Raw genomic sequence first — 17,027 nt, 5'->3', positions numbered from 1 at the left:
CACTATTTATTTCGAGCGTTCTGTTCCGAATCGTTAGCACTGGCAGGCCTTGGTTGACGGTGGCCAAGATCTGCTCGACGTTTCAGCGCGGATCCCAAAACACCCGCGAGCCTTAGCTGAAATTCGTGCTGTGCCTCGAGTGTCATCTCGGACACCTCCAGAGGCAGCGCATTGGCGGTTGCACTTTCGGATATTCCCTCGAATGTTCTTTCAAGAATATGTGGACGCTCGTGCGTCGCGATCAGCGCGAACAACATACTTTCGTAAACAGCAAGTTGCCCAGTAAGCATGTCGACCATCGCGTCGAGCGGCACATCGTTGCGTGGTTTATCAGCGTTCACGAGAATTCCCTCCGTTGCACGGATTGAAGTGTTGAAGAAGACATTGGTTGTCCGATGGGGGTAACACGCAACGGTCACTACCGAACTGCCGCGCGTCCATTGCGCCACATGCTTAGGTTGAATCGTGCACCGCTTTACATGTCTTTCAAGTCCGGGGACCCTGAATGATTCAAAATTAGTTGAAACACGTGGTGCCCGTCCGCTGTGCTGGGAAAGAACGCTGGCCGGATTTCGGCTCCGTGCGGTAATAGCGATTGTGGGATGGTACATGCATGATCACCCCCCTCGAGGTAACGCTTAAGCCCGATCGTCTTCCCGCTTTCTGTATACATCCGGAATCTCTGACATGATCAGTTTCTGTGCAGTGGGCCCGGGTCGCTGATTTCCTATGGTTCAGCCGTCACCAACAACATCTAGTTTGCTAGGCCCCATGCGTTAACGTCTGGAAATAGCGCTTCACTCCGATCGATCTTTGGCGTCATGCTTTCACACAAAATACGATTCACCGACACTCGTGAGGATCAAGAAATCAGCAAGGCACAACCCACGATATCCTCGCGCTAACGCAGGAACACCGCGAACCTCAAAGCCGCAGCTTGTGACCGGAAGCCGTAGTAGAGATGGCCGTCCTCCGCAGGCTGGAGCACCTCACTGCCCTCTTGCATATTAACGGGCTTCAAATACGTGGACCGGGACTACGTTCGGGACGCCATTCTCGCCGAGCACCGCATGCTCGATCTTGACCGTCGGTGCACTCCCCTCCCCCTCCTTCGGCTAAGAAATCGTCCACGCCCCCTGATGTCTTCGTGGGGCTGGGTCTTAAGATGAGGATTAGCGAGTTGTGTTTGGTTCACGGTCTTTGAAGTGTCGGGTTTCACGGCTCGAATCTCTGGTGGATCAATCCTCCCGTGTGTTGTTTGTTACGAAAAATGTAATGGACACCATCTCGCAGTCCATTCTAGGGAATTCACGCGCCTGATTCGATGGCCAGAGGTTGAATTCCCCAAAAACTGGTTTCGGGCCCGTGAAACAATGGCGCTCAAAATGGCGGGAAGCCAAGCTAGGTACGGCCTTGCACGATGTAGTAAAAAGATATCCCATGTTTCACGCTGGCACGCAGGCCGGTCGTAGCGTCGCTTGAGCCGCGATCCGGAGGCCAATTGACGCGGTAACTCGTGCTGCCGTGCTGCCGTGCTGCCGTGCTGCCGTGCTGCCGTGCTGCCGTGCTGCCGTGCTGGCACATATTATTACAAATACCTTTCGATGACACCGTTCGAAGTTTTCAGGATCCTTGCGCTCTGCACTCCCCTTCCCGAAGGGGCCACCCAGACTCCGCCGCAGCCTAGAGTCATACCTTTACTTAATGGGTCGGTGGTGGGGGTGGTTACGATCGGCCATGTGCTTGAGCAGCATTTACACGCCGCCTGTCCATTGGCTCTTGCAATTGTTCATGACCAGTGTGAGGTAGCTCCCGGTGCCGCCGCTGAATGTTAGGCGATTGTCAGGGTCTTCTCCGGCATCGACACCACTCTTTCATCAACACATCCGCCGGATCCGGCATCCTGAACATTGTCGATGAGACGGCAAGTCTGCGTTTCCTCAGGATGCTCGGCGTAACGTCGATGCAACCCAAATTTCTCCAGTCTAGGCAAAGAGCCAGAGATTCTAGGATTCCATTTTTCGGTTCCCTCAGATCACGCGGGCAAGACCCGGCGCGAATCGACGCAGGGCTCCCCGCAAGAGGGCCAGATGGTCCGAAATGGCTTCCGTGGCTACGCGTGGTACATCGACATGCGGGCGCGCGCTGACGGCTGCGTGACGGCGTGCTTGACCGAACGCCTCGACGTCTCCTTGAGTCGCCGGCCGGATCTGGCCTGTATGGAGGGCTCGTACGAATCGGACTGCCCAGTCACCGGCGTCTCGACGCGCAACCCCCTCCTCAATGCTATAGACCGCGAGCATCGCACCGCCCTCTTCCACCGTGTATCGACGCTCGCCAGTCGCGTCGACGAACGTCGCACCATCGAGTTTCCGGATGGTGTTGAGCGCAGCTTTACGCTCACATCGTGCAGCGTCAGCCTGGGCGTGCTCGGCAGCACGAGCACGAACCTGATGACCGAAGTCGGTCGGGCTTGCCAGCAGCTTGCGCAGGTAGCAGATTGGGCGCTTGGCTTGACGCAGATGCGACCACGTGGCTTCCACGACATCGGAAAGACGCTTGCCTTGCGCCCGGGCCTCACGCATGAGTCTGAAAATCAAGAAATCTCGAAAACCCAAGGGCCGCAGACGCTGAAGGTCTACAGGCACCTGCCCCGGTTGTCTCTTTTGAAAAGCAGTAGGGCTAAGATCCTTACATATAGCGCCGTCTGCCACGGTGGCAGTCGGGGGTGTAAAACCTTCAGCCGGTGCGGGATCTGCGGCCTTCTCTGCAGGGGCTTCGACGAGACCCAGCAGGATCGCTGCACGTTCTGTGAGGTGCAGGTACGCGCGACCAAAGAGACCGGCTTGGACGTAGCGGCGCTGCGCCGGACGTTCGATCAACCCCGCTGCCTCGAGGTCCGTGAGGCTCCGATAGAACGTCCGCTCGGATTGCATGGCGCGCTCGGTGAGGAGCTCGCGTCGGGCGAAGATCTGGCCGTATGGGTTGGCTGCGTCGACCGTACGGGCAAGGGCAGCGAGCACAGCACGGGCACGAGTAGGGATGCCATCCAGACGGGATGCTTGGTGGACAGCTCGGAGGATCACCCACGGGAGATTGACCGCGTCTGTGGAGAGCGTGTCGGTTTTAAAAGGGTAAGCGTTACCCTCGCCAGCAACGAGTTGTTGCGCGATAGACATACGGAGTCTTTCCATTCGCCAAAATGGATTGAAAACGCTTGACTGACCCGATCTATCCGCTACACTCAGAGCCGTACGTGGGTTGCCAAATCTTCGTACAGCTCGCCGACGCCAATCGGTCGAGTACAGCGGGGAGAGGACTTTCGTAAGTCGTCAAGCCGGTGAATTCAAAAGCCTCCAGCGCCAACTGGGGGCTTTTGTTTTTCTACGCTAGGTTTGGCTCATCATCGGCTCCTGATACCGAGGGTTCTAACTTAGAAGTATTTGATTTAAAAGGGATTTGTTTTTAGAATCCCGTCACTCGGACGCTGGAACAGCACTTTCGGCCTCCAGAATCTTCTGGATCGCGGCCTGCACGCGCTTCGCTTCTTCATCCGACTTGAACTGCAACCGCAGGACATTGGCCGCGCGCCGCAGCTCGCAGTACACCGCTTTGCCTCGCTTGATCTTCACCGTATCGACTGGCGCCGCAACCTTCGGCGGCTTCGCCGAAGCCAGCTTGACCGCCTGCGTCTGGTCGATCTTTCCAGCCGCGAGCTGTCCGACTGCCGCGATAACCTCTGCGGCCCGTCCACCCTTGGCGAGTCCGGCCAGTGTCTTCCCGGCAGTCGCGCCGATCAGACCCGGCTGCTCCGATAGAATGGAAAGCACCTCGTGCGGCAGATCGTCAAACGACAGCAGATACGAAATCACCGTCTCGGAGATACCGGACTGTTCCGACATCTCGGCCTGCGTGATCTTCGGATGTCGCTCCTGCATCTGCTTGAAGCCGCGATACTTCTCGTAGTCGGTGAGGTCAGACTGCAGCAGGTTCGCCCAGAAAGCGGCGCCTTCGGCTTCCTCGTCGCTCGCCTCTTTCAGCACCGCGCGGATGCGCTCCTGTCCGAGCGCCTTGACCTGATCGCTGCGGTTGTGGCCAGAGAGAATCTCGAACTTGCCGTTACCGAGAGGCCTGACCACGATGGGTTGCACGAGCCCGTTGTGCCGGATGTTCTCCCGTAGTTCGAGCTTTTTCTCTTCCGTCATGAACCGGCGTCGACCCGGCACTTCAACCAGCGAATAGATCTCGACGTCTAGGGCGGATGCGTCCAGGAGTTGGGCTTCCAACTCCTTCAGCCGCGCTTCACTAACACCGCCGGCGTCGTCACGCTTCTTCAGTTCGGCTTTCAGTTCTTCGATCTGCTTGCGCAGGGCGGTAATTTGCATCGTCTGGCCGGGGCCTGTGACCGGTGTCGTCGATCTCATCGATGCCGCGGTCGCTTCTTCCTCTTCCGTCAGGCTGATCGCGAAGCCCTTTGCCATCTTTTCCTTCAGCGAACTCATGCCTTCACTCCCGTCGCCCAGGACGCACTGGCCTTCTCGTCGACATAGTCCACGAACTGGTCAATCGGGTTGCGGATCCGCCGAAGCGTCTCCAGTCCCCCCTCGTACTTGTCGAGGTCGTAAATCGTCTGGAAGTGCAGGTTGGTGTTTCGGGCCAGATCAGTCTCCGGGATCTCGACAGGAATTACGCGCGAGCCGTAAAGATTCGAGATCCATTGCTGGAGCACGCGCGTTGCGGCCTTGTTCGGGGCAACACGGGTAACCAGAACGTCGACGAACTCAAAGCGCTTTTTCTCCGCATCACCGAACTCTTCCATGCCGGTGATCAGGTCAGAGAACAAGTGCCAGAACTGGACCATCGACGCAAACGAGAGCATATCGGGCACGACGGGGACAATCACGCCGTCGGCGGCGAACACCGCATTGATCGTCAGGTAGCTGAGCGTCGGCGCAGTGTCGATGATGATGTAGTCGTATTCTTCCGTGAGCGCTTCAAGCCCATGGTGCAGCACCTGCTCGAATCGCAGATCGCCTTCCTTGGCGAGATTCGCGCGGGCCGGCAGCATGAACTCGGCATTGAAGAGCTGGGGTGAGGCGGGGATGATGTCGAGGTTCGGCCAATAGGACCTGACGGGAAGGGTCCGCATGTCAAACTGAGTACCATCTACGTACGCTTGGATCAGCGGAATGATTGTGTCGTTTTCCTCGATCTCGGCGTGCGGGTTGTATCCGTAAAGCGTCGTCGCACTGCCCTGCGGGTCAAGGTCGATGTGGCAAACCCGGCGCGCGCGACGCATGGCAAGGCCCTGCGCAAGCAAAGTTGAGGTCGTGGTTTTCGTCACCCCACCCTTGAAGTTCGCAACAGTGATAACCTTGCCGCGACCCACGCGCGGTGTCGGCTTGCGCTCAGCTCTCACCCACTCGACGGCTTCCTCAACGGTGAACGAGCGCACGCCACCGGGGCGACCTTGCGTGCCTTGAGGCAGCGAGGTTGTGTTGAGGGCGTAGGCCATCCGCTTGCGGTCGATCCCGCACATTTCCTGGACGCGGGTGGACGAGACGAGCGGGGGGACCTTGCGAGGCTCCGGCTTCAGGATCTCGTCGCGGATTTTTTTCAGCATCAGCGTCGATCGGTTGGCGAGTAGCAGCAGATCCTCTGCCGTCGTGTCGCCTGGTGCCGAAATAGGAAGCGCGTCCGGCGAATTTTTCGCAGGAGGTTCGGCAACTGGACTGTCGGGCGTGCGGGTGTCAGGGGTCATTGTTAGTGGCTCCGTGATTTTGGACAGCCAAGAGGAAAATTGTCTGCGGCTGTCGAATTTCGTGCAATGTATACGCTGCGCGAGGTAAACTCAAGTTAACTTTGCACGGTCCGACCCCGATGTGAGCCGCATCGAGCCTGGCAGAGAGCCTAAAAACTCGAATCTGGATGAGCAAACCTGGACTGGCTGTATGGAATTTCACGTCCCAAACGACCCATATCAGCCCCAGCGAATCGGTGCCTGCGTCGCGGCTCGGTCATCGGACAGTCAAGGTGTTAGGAGGGAGCGCGGTGTCAGGAACGCGCGCCGCCTCGTTCTTCGCAGCCTTGTCCGACTCCATGTCTGCGGATCGAGTCGTACACTTCTTGAAAGTCGTCCGTACGCCTCCAGCGTGTGCTTAATCGAACACGCGACACAGGAGCGCGAGCCGGTGGACGATCAGCGCACGGCCGAGTCCCCCCGTACCCGGTTGTTTTCTTGGTGCGCCCAGCGGGGGCGCAATCTTGTGGGTGTGAGGTGACCACAGCGAATGAGGCGAGGCAGCGCAACGCACGGGGAAGGACGCGTCGAGCGAAACCGCGAGCCGATGGAGAACAATCGGATAGAAGGCGGTACCGATCGGGGCGAGCAGGCCAAGAACCGCAAAGCTCTCGTAGTCAAGGATCAGGCGGCGTAAATTCGGCGGCTGTGGGATGAACGTGGGGAGATCTCGCCTTATGTCTGAAAGGGCAACCGCCAAGTTGCGAATCGCGAAATGCTCTCATGAAGAAGACAGCCTCAACGCAGCCATGGCCTGTCGCGAAGCACGCAAGGTTACCGCACCTTGCAAAGAGCAGCAGATCAATTATCTCGGACTACAGATTATATAAATTGCACATCGTCATTTCTTTTTCAGGCAACGGGCTCTTCATGACCCGCCGGGTCATCTTCCGGTCGATCTAGGCCCAGTTCCTCTTTTCGGCCGGATGCTGGCGTCCTGAACTGGCGGATTTCATCTGTGTCATCTCCCAGATCGTTCTGACGTCATCTGTTTAGGTCACAGAGGGCACTATACAAGTAGGGAAGTAATCATCAAGCAGCCGGTTGTTTGGCACACTTTCGAAACGTAGCAGACGCGTAACAGCTCCGTTTCGTACTAGACACCCTGCCGTAACGATCAGATGCAGGCGGTGCCCGCAGAGGATCACGATCGATGCGTTCACCGCTTGACGCCGATTCCTAATATTCGTGCGGGTGGGTGGCGACAAGCGCGCGCGGCGAGCTGATTGAATGTTCGATTGCTGTCACTGGCAAAGCCTCGATGAAGCGGTATCTCAGTTTCGTTCTGTGGACGATGCGCTCCAACCTTCCTTCGGTCGCCATATACACCCGAGGCCGGCGCGATCACAGAGGAGTGCCCACGCAGAATACGGAATGGTTGCATCTTCGCTAATCCATCGGCGTACCTGGCGACCGCCCAACTCCGACATGCCAAGATATCTGGCAACCGCTCGTCCCGGCAGTCCAGTCATCCTAATCACCTCTTGGATCTCGGCACCTCTCGGTCGTTCCCAACCGTCGTCGGCTGGGCGTAAGCACTCAGGGCGGATCGTGATTCCGTAACTCATCGGCAACACCTCTCTTTATTTTCGAATCCAGCATTCAGCCCCCGCGGCATTGCCGCGGGGGATTCACGCGCCCTCCGGGCGCTTGACGACCCCGACCGGCAGTCCGCCTGCGCCCGAACCGGATCGTCCCGCCGCGATCCGCGGCGCGATGGCGCTCTCCCCACGCATTCCGCGCGGGTCCCCGTGCGCCTCGATCCGGGCGCGCGGCGCGCGCGACACACCCGAGATTATCCGACGTCTGGCTTGCAGCGGGGAGGGTAGGGTAGGGTGTGCCACGGCGCGACTGGTGCAGTCACCCTGGCGGATCGACGGCGCTTCGCGAAAGCGGCCGCCAACTGCCCGACGCACCATTACAGCGGCAGTTCCCGCTGGTATAGCGCAACCCGAATGGCGTCCATCTGCTCGGGGGTGAGCCGCGACACCTCGATAGACGATGCCTGTTCGTAACTCACCAACCCATCGACGTCGGCCAGCGGACGCGCCCTTGCGCATAGCGCCTCAGCCTCCTCGGGAGCCTGTCCGGCGCACCAGTAGTTGAGTGTCTGTTCACGTTCGGCCATAGTCAAAGCTTGTCGTTGTGGAAACCTCGCAAGCCCGCGCTGAGCGGGCGTTATGTGTCGGTCGGCCCTGGCGTGCCTTATTGAATGTCGCCACTATGTTCGACGAGCATCGCAGCGGGTGCGGAGGGCGGCACGCGGTCGAAATCGGCCAGAGCGGCGCGGGCAATCGAGCGCAACTCTTCGCGTTGCATGTCGATGGCGTTACCGTCACGATCGAGCATGCTAGCAATGCGCCTGAGCGCATCGGCTGACTGTGCTGCCGCATCAGCCGACAGCGCCATGCGATACAGTTCGCCCCGAACGATATTCCGGTCTCCGTACTGCCACATCGCCAGCAAGGGGAGAAGGGCAGCCAGCCATGTCGGCCGGATATTGAGCGTATTCATGAATGTCTCCTGGTCGGGATGCCCCGGCCCGCAGGCCGGGGAAACCGGTTAGCCGCGCAGGCGGCGCAGTTCATCGGCGAGCACCCACAGGGCGCGGTTAAGACGGATATTCTGGTCAATGCCGGTGACCGCGCGGGTAGTGGTCGCCCTGCCGTTCGGGTTGCGACCGTGAAGGCCACCACGGAGCATATTTTCCTGAACCCGCTGGAAGGTCCTCCAGAGATCGGACGCGTGATCCTCAACGCGGCGCGATGCGAGAAGCTGCCGTTCGGCGATCGGCGCGGGTTTGTCCTCGTCATAGCGCAGGGCGAGCGCTGCGCGGGCGAAGGCCGTCTGCTCGCCCTCGTCGAGCATCGTCGCCGCCATCCCTTCGCGTTGCTGCGTCACGCCCTCGAAGCTGTCCAGTACCCGGAAGGCGCCGTCGATCACCTGACCGACCACATCGCCCTTGTGCGGCACGCGGATATCGCTCACGTTATCGCCGCACACGATCCCGTTCTTGCAGACAAAGCGGAACATACCGGCGAGCATCTGATAGCTACTCGTGCCATCGTGACTATTCAACAGGATGATCTCGTTCGCCTCAGATCCGCTGATCTGGTCTACGTGACGCAGGCGAAGCATGTGCTTCGTATATGCACGTCTGCCGTCATCGCGCACGCGGGTCTGGCACACCATGAAGGGCTGAAAACCTTCCTTGCGCAGAGCGTCGAGCACATCAACGGTCGGAATGTAGCTGTACCGCTCCGACCGGCTTTCGTGCGCAGAGTGCGCAAGGATGGAAGGCGCAACCTCAGCAATCTCGTCATTCGACAGCGGATGATCCGAGCGCAGGGCGAGGGCGTTACGGCTAAAACGGCTTGCAAGCATATTCATTGACGTCTCCAGACAAGGAGCAGTCCCGGCCCGCAGGCCGGGGGCCGGTTGGTCAGTCGATAGCGCGGAGGATGTTGGCCGCTTCCACGTGATGCGCGGCGAATTCTCGCAACTGGTAATAGCGCCCGACGATGGCGTCATCGAGCGTATGTTCCGCGAGGTGGCAAAGCGCGAACAGGGTGACGGTAATGCCGAAGGCGTCCGCGCCCATCATGTCGCTGTAGCCGTTCATGTGCCAGCGGACATGCACACGACCCATGTTCGACGGGGACATGTAAAAACCACCATTGGACAGCGTGAAGAAGTTCCAGTATCCGCCCTCGTAGCTGCTGCACAGTCGCGCGGCCCAGTCATTGACCATCGATTCGCCGGTCAGGTAATGAGGGCCGAGGAATTGAGGCAGAACGTTCACGCGAAGTTCGTCCGGGATGAGTGAAGAATTGACTTTGATATCGAGCATCGGTTTCTCCGGTTTGGCCATCGCTCTATTGCGCGGCACGTTTCCATAATAGGACGTGCAGACCTATTAAACAAATTCAATCAGAATATAAATGATTAAATATGTTTACTGGAAATCATTGCACAATGACCTTTATTAATCTGTCAATGTAAGGGCTAAAAGTCCTATAAAATAAAAATGTGCCTCGCAATAGAGCGATGGCCAAACCGGAGAAATCTGATGAGTGAAAAACAGGAAATTGGGACGTCTACTATCGAGTACGTACCGTTCAGCCGGCTCTGCCGCTCGCCGTTGAATGTGCGCAAAAAACGCCCCACCGGTATTGAGGCGTTGGCTGAAACGATTGACGCAAAGGGCGTCATGCAGAACCTGGTCGCACATGAAATAAAAGGCCGGACGAAGGTGCCAAAGCTCGGGGTATGCGCGGGCCAACGCCGCCTGGCCGCGCTTGAACTGCTGTGTGAGCAGGGGCGTATCACAAAGGATTACCTGGTGCCGGTACTGACCGTGAGCGAAGGCGAAGCGCTGGCCGCGTCGCTGATCGAGAACCGCGAACGCGAGGCGATGCATATCGCGGACGAATGCGTGGCGTTCCGGTTGCTGACGGAGGAGGGCAAGAGCGTCGTGCACATCGCGGCACTATTCAAGCTGCCGGACATTGCGGTGCGTCGCGCGTTGAAAATCGCGAACCTGTCGCCGGTACTGCTTGACCTGCTGCGTGACGACAGGCTCGACTATGAACAGGCGAAGGTGCTTGTCCTGGCCGACGATCACGCGACACAGGAGCGTGTATGGAACGACGCACACAACGCGTGGCAACAACGCCCTTCGGAGTTGCGTGCGGCGATCACGACCGCCGAAATCGACGCGCGCGACAATGCGCTGGCGAAGTTTGTCGGACTGGAGGCCTATGAGGCGGCTGGCGGGTACATCCGACGCGATCTGTTCAGTGACGACCAGAACGCCGGATACATCGAAGATTCTGATCTGCTGCACCGGCTCGCGACGGATCGCCTGATCGAACTGTCCCAGGGCGTTTGCGCCGAAGGCTGGGCTTGGGTCGAGACGAGAACGCGATACGAAGCCCTGGAGATCATGCGCCACGATCGCATCCCCTCGACCACACGCCAGCCGACGCAAGCAGAAGCGGACGAACTTGCGGCGCTGGTCGCAAGGCGGGATGCCGCGTACATGGAACTCAACGCCTACTACGACGAGGACGGCGAACCGGATGAAGCCAGGCAGGACGTGCTCGATGCTGCTGTTACGGCTGCGACCTATGCCGTTGACCGATATGCCGAACGGTTCGAATCGTTCGATGCGGGCGACATGAAAGGTGCGGGGGCCTTCGTCTATCTCGATGATGACGGTCAGGTGTGCATCGAGCGCGGACTGGTCCGGCGCGACAGCGCACCGGGTCAACCGGCGAGTGCGCACGCCGTCCTTCAGACGGCGACGTCACAGCGGACACCGAAGGAGCGGCCCCTGCACGGCGAAAAACTCTGCAAGCGGCTGACTGCACACCGAACCGCAGCCGTACAGATCGAGCTTGCCCGGCAGCCTGGTGTCGCGCTGGCCGCGCTGATGTACCGCATGATTCCCGTTGTGTTTGATGACGTGTATGGCCATGCCTATATCGATCAAGCGGTAAGAATCGATGTACATACGACGCGCGACGCACTGGTGTCCAATGCCGATGACATGGCCGACAGCGTCGCGTGGAATGCGCTTGAAGGCGAACGTGCGAAGTGGGCGCGGATGCTGCCGAAGCGGACCGAAGAACTGCTGCCGTGGCTGCTGCAACAGGACTCGGACGTGATGTCGAACCTTTTTGCGTTCTGTGTGGCGGCGACGGTGGACGGCATCAGCCCTGCGGATCGCGCGCACCCGGTCAACGAACTGGCGAACACGCTTGAAGTGGATCTCACGCGCTACTGGAAGGCGACGCGCGCGGGATACTTCGAGCACGTACCGAAGGACCGCATCGTGACCGTTGTTGGCGAGACCGTTTCGGCTCAGGCTGCGGGTGAACTGCGCGGCATGAAGAAGGGTGATGCAGCCGCGGCTGCCGAGCGTCGCATGACGGACTCGGGCTGGTTGCCGGAAGTGCTGCGTAACCGCGAGGTACCCGAGCGGATCGCATACGGACGCTGGGACGATGACGGCGAAACCAGCGACGAAGCTGAAACAGAAACAGCGTCGGTCCAGACGGGCGATTCGCCGTCAGACGGGGAGGCCGAGGAAACCGAAGCTGCCTGACCCGACATCCGGTAAGCGTTCGTTGTCACGTAGCCGTCCAGGCGAAAGCCTGGGCGGCTTTTCCTTTGCCGAAAAAAAGAGCCGGGACCGCTCGCGCGTCCGGCTCCGTCAACACACGCCGGACTAATCGGGTGACCAGCCGGGTAACCCCGTTTACGGCACGGCAGGTGATTCGCTGAAGCAGCCATTTTTCTGCAAGCGCCCTGCTACGTTTGTGAACCGTTGAGCATACGTGCGCGCCGCGCGCCCATACCCAGGGCTAGGGAGGCCCACGCTGGAAGCGTGGGCGAGTGGACTGACGTGTTGCGGTGCGCCCGGGCGATGTGGTCAGGCCTTCGGCCTGGGCGGGTATTTCCGTTTCAGTTCTTCAATGTCTGCGCTTGTGAACGCGGGCTGATCATACTGTTGCGCGTACAGCTTGGTGAGCTGGAACTGGGGCATCGTGGGGTGCTCGACGCGCAGTTGTTCAATGGTCTTGATCCGGTCAGTTGTACCTGTCATCGAATTGGTGCATGGTGCTTCGTCTGTGGATCGTGCATTTGTATCTCTCGCGTTCATTGCGGGACGCGGGGCGTGCGGGGTTGGCGGGCGGGCGGTCTTGCGAAGACGGTAGAGCGTGCCATGAAACGTGCGGGGCGTGAACGCCAGGCCGTTTTCTGCCAGCGCAGTGATGATTTCCGCTGACGGGACGCCAGCGGAGAGAGCCGCTTCGACATCGGGCAATACTGCGCGAAGGCGGGCGGCCTTGCTGCGGTTGGGGCTGTTCAGCGCGAGACTGCGCAGACTCGCAGCGGTTTTTTCCCGGTCCATGGTCAGATGTGACATGAATGTAGGATGGAAGTAGTGTAGCAGTCGATCGATCGTGATAAAACGTTTGGTATGCGATTTATCCTGGTGGCATGAAGTAGTGTGGATGACGTACGGAAGTGGGTTATCTGCACTATGCTTGTGATGTCGGTCGCGGAGCGAGGCACGTCGGATATGTTTACGCATCGCTACGCGCTTCGTAAAATATCTCGTGCCAAAGGGGCGAGGCCCCTTTGAAACCCTGACGCGGGACACTGCACCGCGTCCCATCGCGCCGACAAGTCTGTCGACGACACTAAGCACTGCCTGGTATGCAATACGGATAGGAGGCGCTTGCGATGATTCCGGACAGCGAATGGGTGATCCAGCTCGTGATGTGGTCGCGAGCGAATGCACGCAACAGTCGGCCGCGTTACCTGCCGTGGGCTGGCTACACGCACCCGATGACGGGCGATCAGGCGATGTGCGTTTTGAGTGAATGCGAGGCGCATTGGCCAGCCTACGAATTCCGCGCGCATACGATCAACGGCGATGAAACGCGCTTCACGCTGCCAGGTCTGTCAGCAGACTGGACGCATCCAGCGGAGCTATAGACGATGTCACGCCGGAAAAGCAACGATGGGGCAGGACTCGGCAAACCGATCGCATTCCGGTTGTCAGATGCGGACCGTGCAGCCTATCTTGAAAAGGTGGCCCGAAGTGGACTCACGCAATCGGAATTTTTCCGGCAGGCCGTGCTAACGAACCGCACGCAGGTGATCGCGCGACCGGTTGCCAGCGCGGATCGCAAGCGGCTGCTGTACATCTTCAACAAGACCAGCAACAACCTGAACCAGATCGCCCATCGGGCGAATTCGGAACACGTGCGCGGTCAGCTGTCGGAGACAACCTATGAGGAACTGCTCACGCACCTGCATCTGATCTCGCGGTACCTGAGATGCTCACTGGAAAAGGTGGATTGAAGGAGACCGTCCCCATGAGCATCGATGACAAATACCCAGCCATTCTCAAGGTCCTTGCTCTGGAGAAGAAGCTGCAGGCGGAGAATGACAAGGAAGGGCAGGGCGCGCGAGCGCTGCGCGTGGCTGACTGCGCGGAAGTGAGGCAGGCCGTTGAGGCGGCCCGGCACACACTGCCCACCATCGTGTATTCAACGTTGCTTCGTCGCGTCGAGCAGTGTGAGCAGTTGCTCGCACAGCAGGGGACGTGAGCAATGCTGATCCGGGTGCGCGGTTATCACGATGGCATCAAGGCCTATCTGGAGGACGGCCAGAAGCAGGACCGTGAGTTCGAGCGCGACGGGATGGACGAGCGGGTGATTCTGGCGGGCGATCTGGCGCTGACCAACGACATCATCCAGTCGATGGATACGGAGGCAGAACGCTATATCAACGTCACGCTGTCGTTCAAGGAGGATGAAGTTTCGCGCGAGGTGCTCGCGGACATCGTGCGGGAGTTCGAGGCGTTCGCGTTTGCTGCGTACCGGCCCGACGAGTACAACTTCTATGCAGAAGCACATGTGCCGCGTCTGAAGAGCTATGCCGACCGGCGCAGTGGCGAACTCGTCGAGCGCAAGGTTCATCTACACGTCGTGATACCGGAAGTGAACCTGCTCACGGGACGACGGCTGGAACCGTTCGGCAAGGTCGACCGGCATCACCGGTTCCTCGAAGCATTCCAGGAGCATATCAACGCGAAATACGGACTGGCGAGTCCGAAGGACAACCGGCGCGTGCAGTTCACCGATGCGTCGGAGATGATCAGCCGGTACAAAGGCGACGTATTCGAGCCGATGAACCGCGAACTGAAGGCCGCGATTCTTGAGGCGCTGATTGCGCGCGATGTCACGCGTTACGAGGACTTCAAGGCGCTGCTCACGGAATTCGGCGCGACACGCACGCGTAACGCGGGCCGCGATGGCGAATACGAAAACGTCAAGCCGCCCGGCGCCGCGAAGGGCGTGAACCTGAAGGAGTTCATGTTCTCGCGCGAATTCATCGAACTCGACGTCGACGGTAAGCGCGAAGCGCTCGATCACGATGTTCATGCGGAGTACATCGAACCGGGTGTGCCGCGCGTGACGCCCCGGCACTATCTCGATGCCCTATTCGAGTGGAACGATATACGTGCGAGGGAGATCAAGTATCTGAACAGCGGAAGCAGCTTCTACAAGGCGTATCAGGCCGCGTCGCCGGCAGAACAGCGGCGCATTCTCGAACATCGCGAACAGCGGTTCTATGACGCAGCAGGAGGGCTCGATGAGCGAACACGACGCAGCAGTGGTGGACCAGGAGACTGGCGAGATTGGCGAGAGTGGCAACGACAGCAGCCAGGGCACGAGCCGCAGCTCGCGCAACACGAACGCCGGGGGCGGTGGCGACGAGGCGCGGATCACGACCTTGACGCTCGCTTCGATCGACCCCGCCCGCCGACCGGCTCCGCACACGGTGTGCGAGGTGTGCCCCGCCGCAGTGTGGATGGCGACACCGCGCGACGTCAAATGCTTCTGCCGGCTGATGCACTACTGGAGCTGGGAGACCATCAAGCCGACCGAATTGACTCACTGCGATGGACTGGCGATCGCGAGCGAACGGGAAGAGAACAGCTAGATCCACGAAGCAGCGGCAGCAATCCGCTGCTCGACGCGATCGCGGCACGCATGTACGGCGCGTGGGACAAGGCGGACGATGCAGCGCGAGTGCGCCTTGCGGCGACAGCGGCCGACAAGTTCATGCATCACGACGGACCGCCTGGCGATCAGCAGTACGCGAGCCGTTCGTTCGGTCTGAATCCACGACTGGGCGGTGGCCGGTTGCTGGCAGCGTTGGGTCCGCGTAACGAGATTAGCAGCCTTGCAGATGTCCAGTCGCTCGATGCGGTCGAGTCGCTTCCCTTTGCGTCGTCCGCTGCTGGCAGCGAGACGCCGGCAGCACCTTTCAATGCACGCGCGCGAGCGGCAACCGGCCGGGAAGCGGATACGGTTCGGGACCAGTTCGCGCGCGATCTTGTGGAGTTACGCAGTGTCCGTCGCTCGCGCGAGCGGGCGGAGTTTGCAGAGATCCGCGCGACACTCGATGCCAGCCGGCTGCTGGCTGCACTCGCCCACTCGCACGGGCTGATCGTCGACAAGTACGACATTGGCAAGGGCGCGGACGGCGGCGACCGGATTCGGGCTGGCTCACGCAATCTAAACGTGTCGGATTTTCTGACGAAGGAAATGAACCTGTCGTGGGACGAAGCTGCACAACTGCTACGCGACGCGTATCGGGCGCAGATGGGACGCAGTCCCGGTCATGCGCCGCGCCACACCCCCGAGCGTGATCTGTGGGGCGAATTCCAGCAGTGGCGTGCGGCGTATCGCGACGAACTGCGTCGTGCGTGGGATGAACAGGCGCAGCACGATAAAGCACGACGTCTCGACATCAAGGGCGCCTTCTACCGCGCCCGTAACGACCTCGCGGATCGCAACGACCTGCCGGTCAGCGAGCGGCGCGAGAAGCTGTCGGCGGCACGTGTCGCTCGCCTCGAGGCTGAGGCCGCGCTGCGCGAACGGATCGCGAAGGAGCGTCATGCGCTCAAGGCTGCCGCTCGCCGGCCGATCGCGGACCAGTACCAGGACTTCCTGCGCGAGCGCGCACAGGCCGGTGACGCACGCGCGCTGCGCGAACTGCGACGCATGCAGCAAATCCGCCTGCAGGCGAGGAGCGCCGGTGACGAACGGGGTGTCATTTTCAGTGGTCCGTCACATGGCGTGCAGCGACCGTTCGCGTCCGGTCACAACGAGATCATCTATCACGGGCCGACGATCACCTCCGAGGTGCGCGCCAGCGGTGAGGTCGACTATCGCAAGGACGGTGTCGCGTTCCTGGTCGACGAAGGCCGCTCGCTGCGCCTGTGGGATAGCGAGCGCGACGCGATCGAAATCGCGCTGCGTTTCGCGCAGCAGAAATTTGGCACGACGCTCTCGCTTTCCGGTCCCGAAGCGTTCCAGGCCGCCGCCGCGCGCGTGGCGGCCGACACGCGCATGCGCATCGTGTTCGGGCAGCCGGAGCTGGAGGCGATCCGGCAGATGCGCGTTGCCGAGCTCGATGCCGAGGCGCAGGCGCGCCGGGCGGCACAGCGTGAGCGCGACGCATGGGAGCGGGATGAACTGCGCGACGCCGTACGTAATACGCAACTACCCGTCGATGGCGACCAACCCACCCCAGATAGGGACACCGAACCTCCCGCCGATCCCGACGCAGCCGACAGCGGTCCGGATATTGAAGGATGAGCCACCAGCCTGGAGACGCGTTGAATGCGCCGGCCCGC

General features: G+C 60.1%; 14 protein-coding genes. 5 read left to right on the top strand and 9 right to left on the bottom strand.

The window, feature by feature from the left end; genetic code table 11:
• Positions 1-2 precede the first annotated feature (2 nt).
• The 8 genes from GCT13_RS24990 to GCT13_RS24950 form a co-directional block, all read right to left on the bottom strand.
• Entirely contained in the window at positions 3-341 is a 339-nt protein-coding gene (locus GCT13_RS24990; RefSeq protein ID WP_152762650.1) for a hypothetical protein, read from the bottom strand.
• Positions 342-2,030: 1,689 nt separating this feature from the next.
• Positions 2,031-3,179 (bottom strand): hypothetical protein, encoded by a 1,149-nt coding sequence (locus GCT13_RS24985; RefSeq protein ID WP_152762648.1) that lies wholly within the window; start codon positions 3,177-3,179, stop codon positions 2,031-2,033.
• A 297-nt stretch (positions 3,180-3,476) separates the two neighbouring features.
• The gene (locus GCT13_RS24980; protein ID WP_152762646.1) at positions 3,477-4,502 is read right to left on the bottom strand and encodes a ParB/RepB/Spo0J family partition protein; all 1,026 of its coding nucleotides are present in this window, start codon (positions 4,500-4,502) and stop codon (positions 3,477-3,479) included.
• Entirely contained in the window at positions 4,499-5,761 is a 1,263-nt protein-coding gene (locus tag GCT13_RS24975) for a ParA family protein (RefSeq protein ID WP_152762644.1), read from the bottom strand. Before GCT13_RS24975 ends, GCT13_RS24980 begins: the two co-directional genes overlap by 4 nt.
• 1,957 nt (positions 5,762-7,718) lie before the next feature.
• Positions 7,719-7,928: a DUF3717 domain-containing protein gene (locus GCT13_RS24965; protein ID WP_152762640.1), complete on the bottom strand. Its 210-nt coding sequence runs from the start codon at positions 7,926-7,928 to the stop codon at positions 7,719-7,721.
• 77 nt (positions 7,929-8,005) lie between these two features.
• Entirely contained in the window at positions 8,006-8,314 is a 309-nt protein-coding gene (locus GCT13_RS24960) for a hypothetical protein (protein ID WP_152762638.1), read from the bottom strand.
• A gap of 48 nt (positions 8,315-8,362) precedes the next feature.
• The gene (locus tag GCT13_RS24955; protein WP_152762636.1) at positions 8,363-9,190 is read right to left on the bottom strand and encodes a DUF932 domain-containing protein; all 828 of its coding nucleotides are present in this window, start codon (positions 9,188-9,190) and stop codon (positions 8,363-8,365) included.
• A 52-nt stretch (positions 9,191-9,242) separates the two neighbouring features.
• Entirely contained in the window at positions 9,243-9,650 is a 408-nt protein-coding gene (locus tag GCT13_RS24950) for an antirestriction protein (protein WP_152762634.1), read from the bottom strand.
• 360 nt (positions 9,651-10,010) lie between these two features.
• On the opposite strand from GCT13_RS24950, the gene GCT13_RS24945 reads away from it, so the two are divergent.
• The gene (locus GCT13_RS24945) at positions 10,011-11,909 is read left to right on the top strand and encodes a ParB/RepB/Spo0J family partition protein (protein ID WP_456093721.1); all 1,899 of its coding nucleotides are present in this window, start codon (positions 10,011-10,013) and stop codon (positions 11,907-11,909) included.
• 327 nt (positions 11,910-12,236) lie between these two features.
• Here the strand turns inward: GCT13_RS24945 and GCT13_RS24940 are convergent, their stop codons facing one another.
• Positions 12,237-12,734 carry a hypothetical protein gene (locus GCT13_RS24940; protein WP_152762630.1) on the bottom strand — a complete coding sequence of 166 codons (498 nt, stop codon included), beginning with the start codon at positions 12,732-12,734 and terminating at the stop codon, positions 12,237-12,239.
• A 320-nt stretch (positions 12,735-13,054) separates the two neighbouring features.
• Between GCT13_RS24940 and GCT13_RS24935 the strand changes: the two genes are divergently transcribed.
• Genes GCT13_RS24935 through GCT13_RS24920 form a run of 4 tightly spaced genes read left to right on the top strand, consistent with a single transcriptional unit; the run spans position 13,055 to position 16,989 of the window.
• On the top strand, positions 13,055-13,309 hold the full coding sequence (locus tag GCT13_RS24935; protein WP_152762628.1) for a hypothetical protein: 255 nt from the start codon (positions 13,055-13,057) through the stop codon (positions 13,307-13,309).
• A 3-nt stretch (positions 13,310-13,312) separates the two neighbouring features.
• Positions 13,313-13,678, top strand: a complete 366-nt coding sequence (locus GCT13_RS24930) for a plasmid mobilization protein (protein ID WP_152762626.1) — start codon at positions 13,313-13,315, stop codon at positions 13,676-13,678.
• A gap of 14 nt (positions 13,679-13,692) precedes the next feature.
• Positions 13,693-13,926: a hypothetical protein gene (locus tag GCT13_RS24925; protein ID WP_152762624.1), complete on the top strand. Its 234-nt coding sequence runs from the start codon at positions 13,693-13,695 to the stop codon at positions 13,924-13,926.
• Between the two features lie 3 nt (positions 13,927-13,929).
• Entirely contained in the window at positions 13,930-16,989 is a 3,060-nt protein-coding gene (locus GCT13_RS24920) for an LPD7 domain-containing protein (RefSeq protein WP_152762623.1), read from the top strand.
• Positions 16,990-17,027 lie beyond the last annotated feature (38 nt).

Origin of the sequence: Paraburkholderia franconis (assembly GCF_009362735.1) — a bacterium.
Lineage (GTDB): Bacteria > Pseudomonadota > Gammaproteobacteria > Burkholderiales > Burkholderiaceae > Paraburkholderia > Paraburkholderia franconis.
The sequence above is the reverse complement of the archived record's forward strand: the minus strand, read 5'-3'. Positions and strand labels throughout refer to the sequence as shown.

Bases quoted from the DNA above. Each gene is read 5' to 3' on its own strand.
- GCT13_RS24945 (WP_456093721.1), top strand. From the start codon at position 10,011: ATGCAGAACCTGGTCGCACATGAAATAAAAGGCCGGACGAAGGTGCCA.
- GCT13_RS24920 (WP_152762623.1), top strand. From the start codon at position 13,930: ATGCTGATCCGGGTGCGCGGTTATCACGATGGCATCAAGGCCTATCTG.
- GCT13_RS24980 (WP_152762646.1), bottom strand. From the start codon at position 4,502: ATGAGTTCGCTGAAGGAAAAGATGGCAAAGGGCTTCGCGATCAGCCTG.
- GCT13_RS24965 (WP_152762640.1), bottom strand. From the start codon at position 7,928: ATGGCCGAACGTGAACAGACACTCAACTACTGGTGCGCCGGACAGGCT.
- GCT13_RS24950 (WP_152762634.1), bottom strand. From the start codon at position 9,650: ATGCTCGATATCAAAGTCAATTCTTCACTCATCCCGGACGAACTTCGC.
- GCT13_RS24985 (WP_152762648.1), bottom strand. From the start codon at position 3,179: ATGTCTATCGCGCAACAACTCGTTGCTGGCGAGGGTAACGCTTACCCT.
- GCT13_RS24955 (WP_152762636.1), bottom strand. From the start codon at position 9,190: ATGAATATGCTTGCAAGCCGTTTTAGCCGTAACGCCCTCGCCCTGCGC.
- GCT13_RS24975 (WP_152762644.1), bottom strand. From the start codon at position 5,761: ATGACCCCTGACACCCGCACGCCCGACAGTCCAGTTGCCGAACCTCCT.
- GCT13_RS24960 (WP_152762638.1), bottom strand. From the start codon at position 8,314: ATGAATACGCTCAATATCCGGCCGACATGGCTGGCTGCCCTTCTCCCC.
- GCT13_RS24940 (WP_152762630.1), bottom strand. From the start codon at position 12,734: ATGTCACATCTGACCATGGACCGGGAAAAAACCGCTGCGAGTCTGCGC.
- GCT13_RS24925 (WP_152762624.1), top strand. From the start codon at position 13,693: ATGAGCATCGATGACAAATACCCAGCCATTCTCAAGGTCCTTGCTCTG.
- GCT13_RS24930 (WP_152762626.1), top strand. From the start codon at position 13,313: ATGTCACGCCGGAAAAGCAACGATGGGGCAGGACTCGGCAAACCGATC.
- GCT13_RS24935 (WP_152762628.1), top strand. From the start codon at position 13,055: ATGATTCCGGACAGCGAATGGGTGATCCAGCTCGTGATGTGGTCGCGA.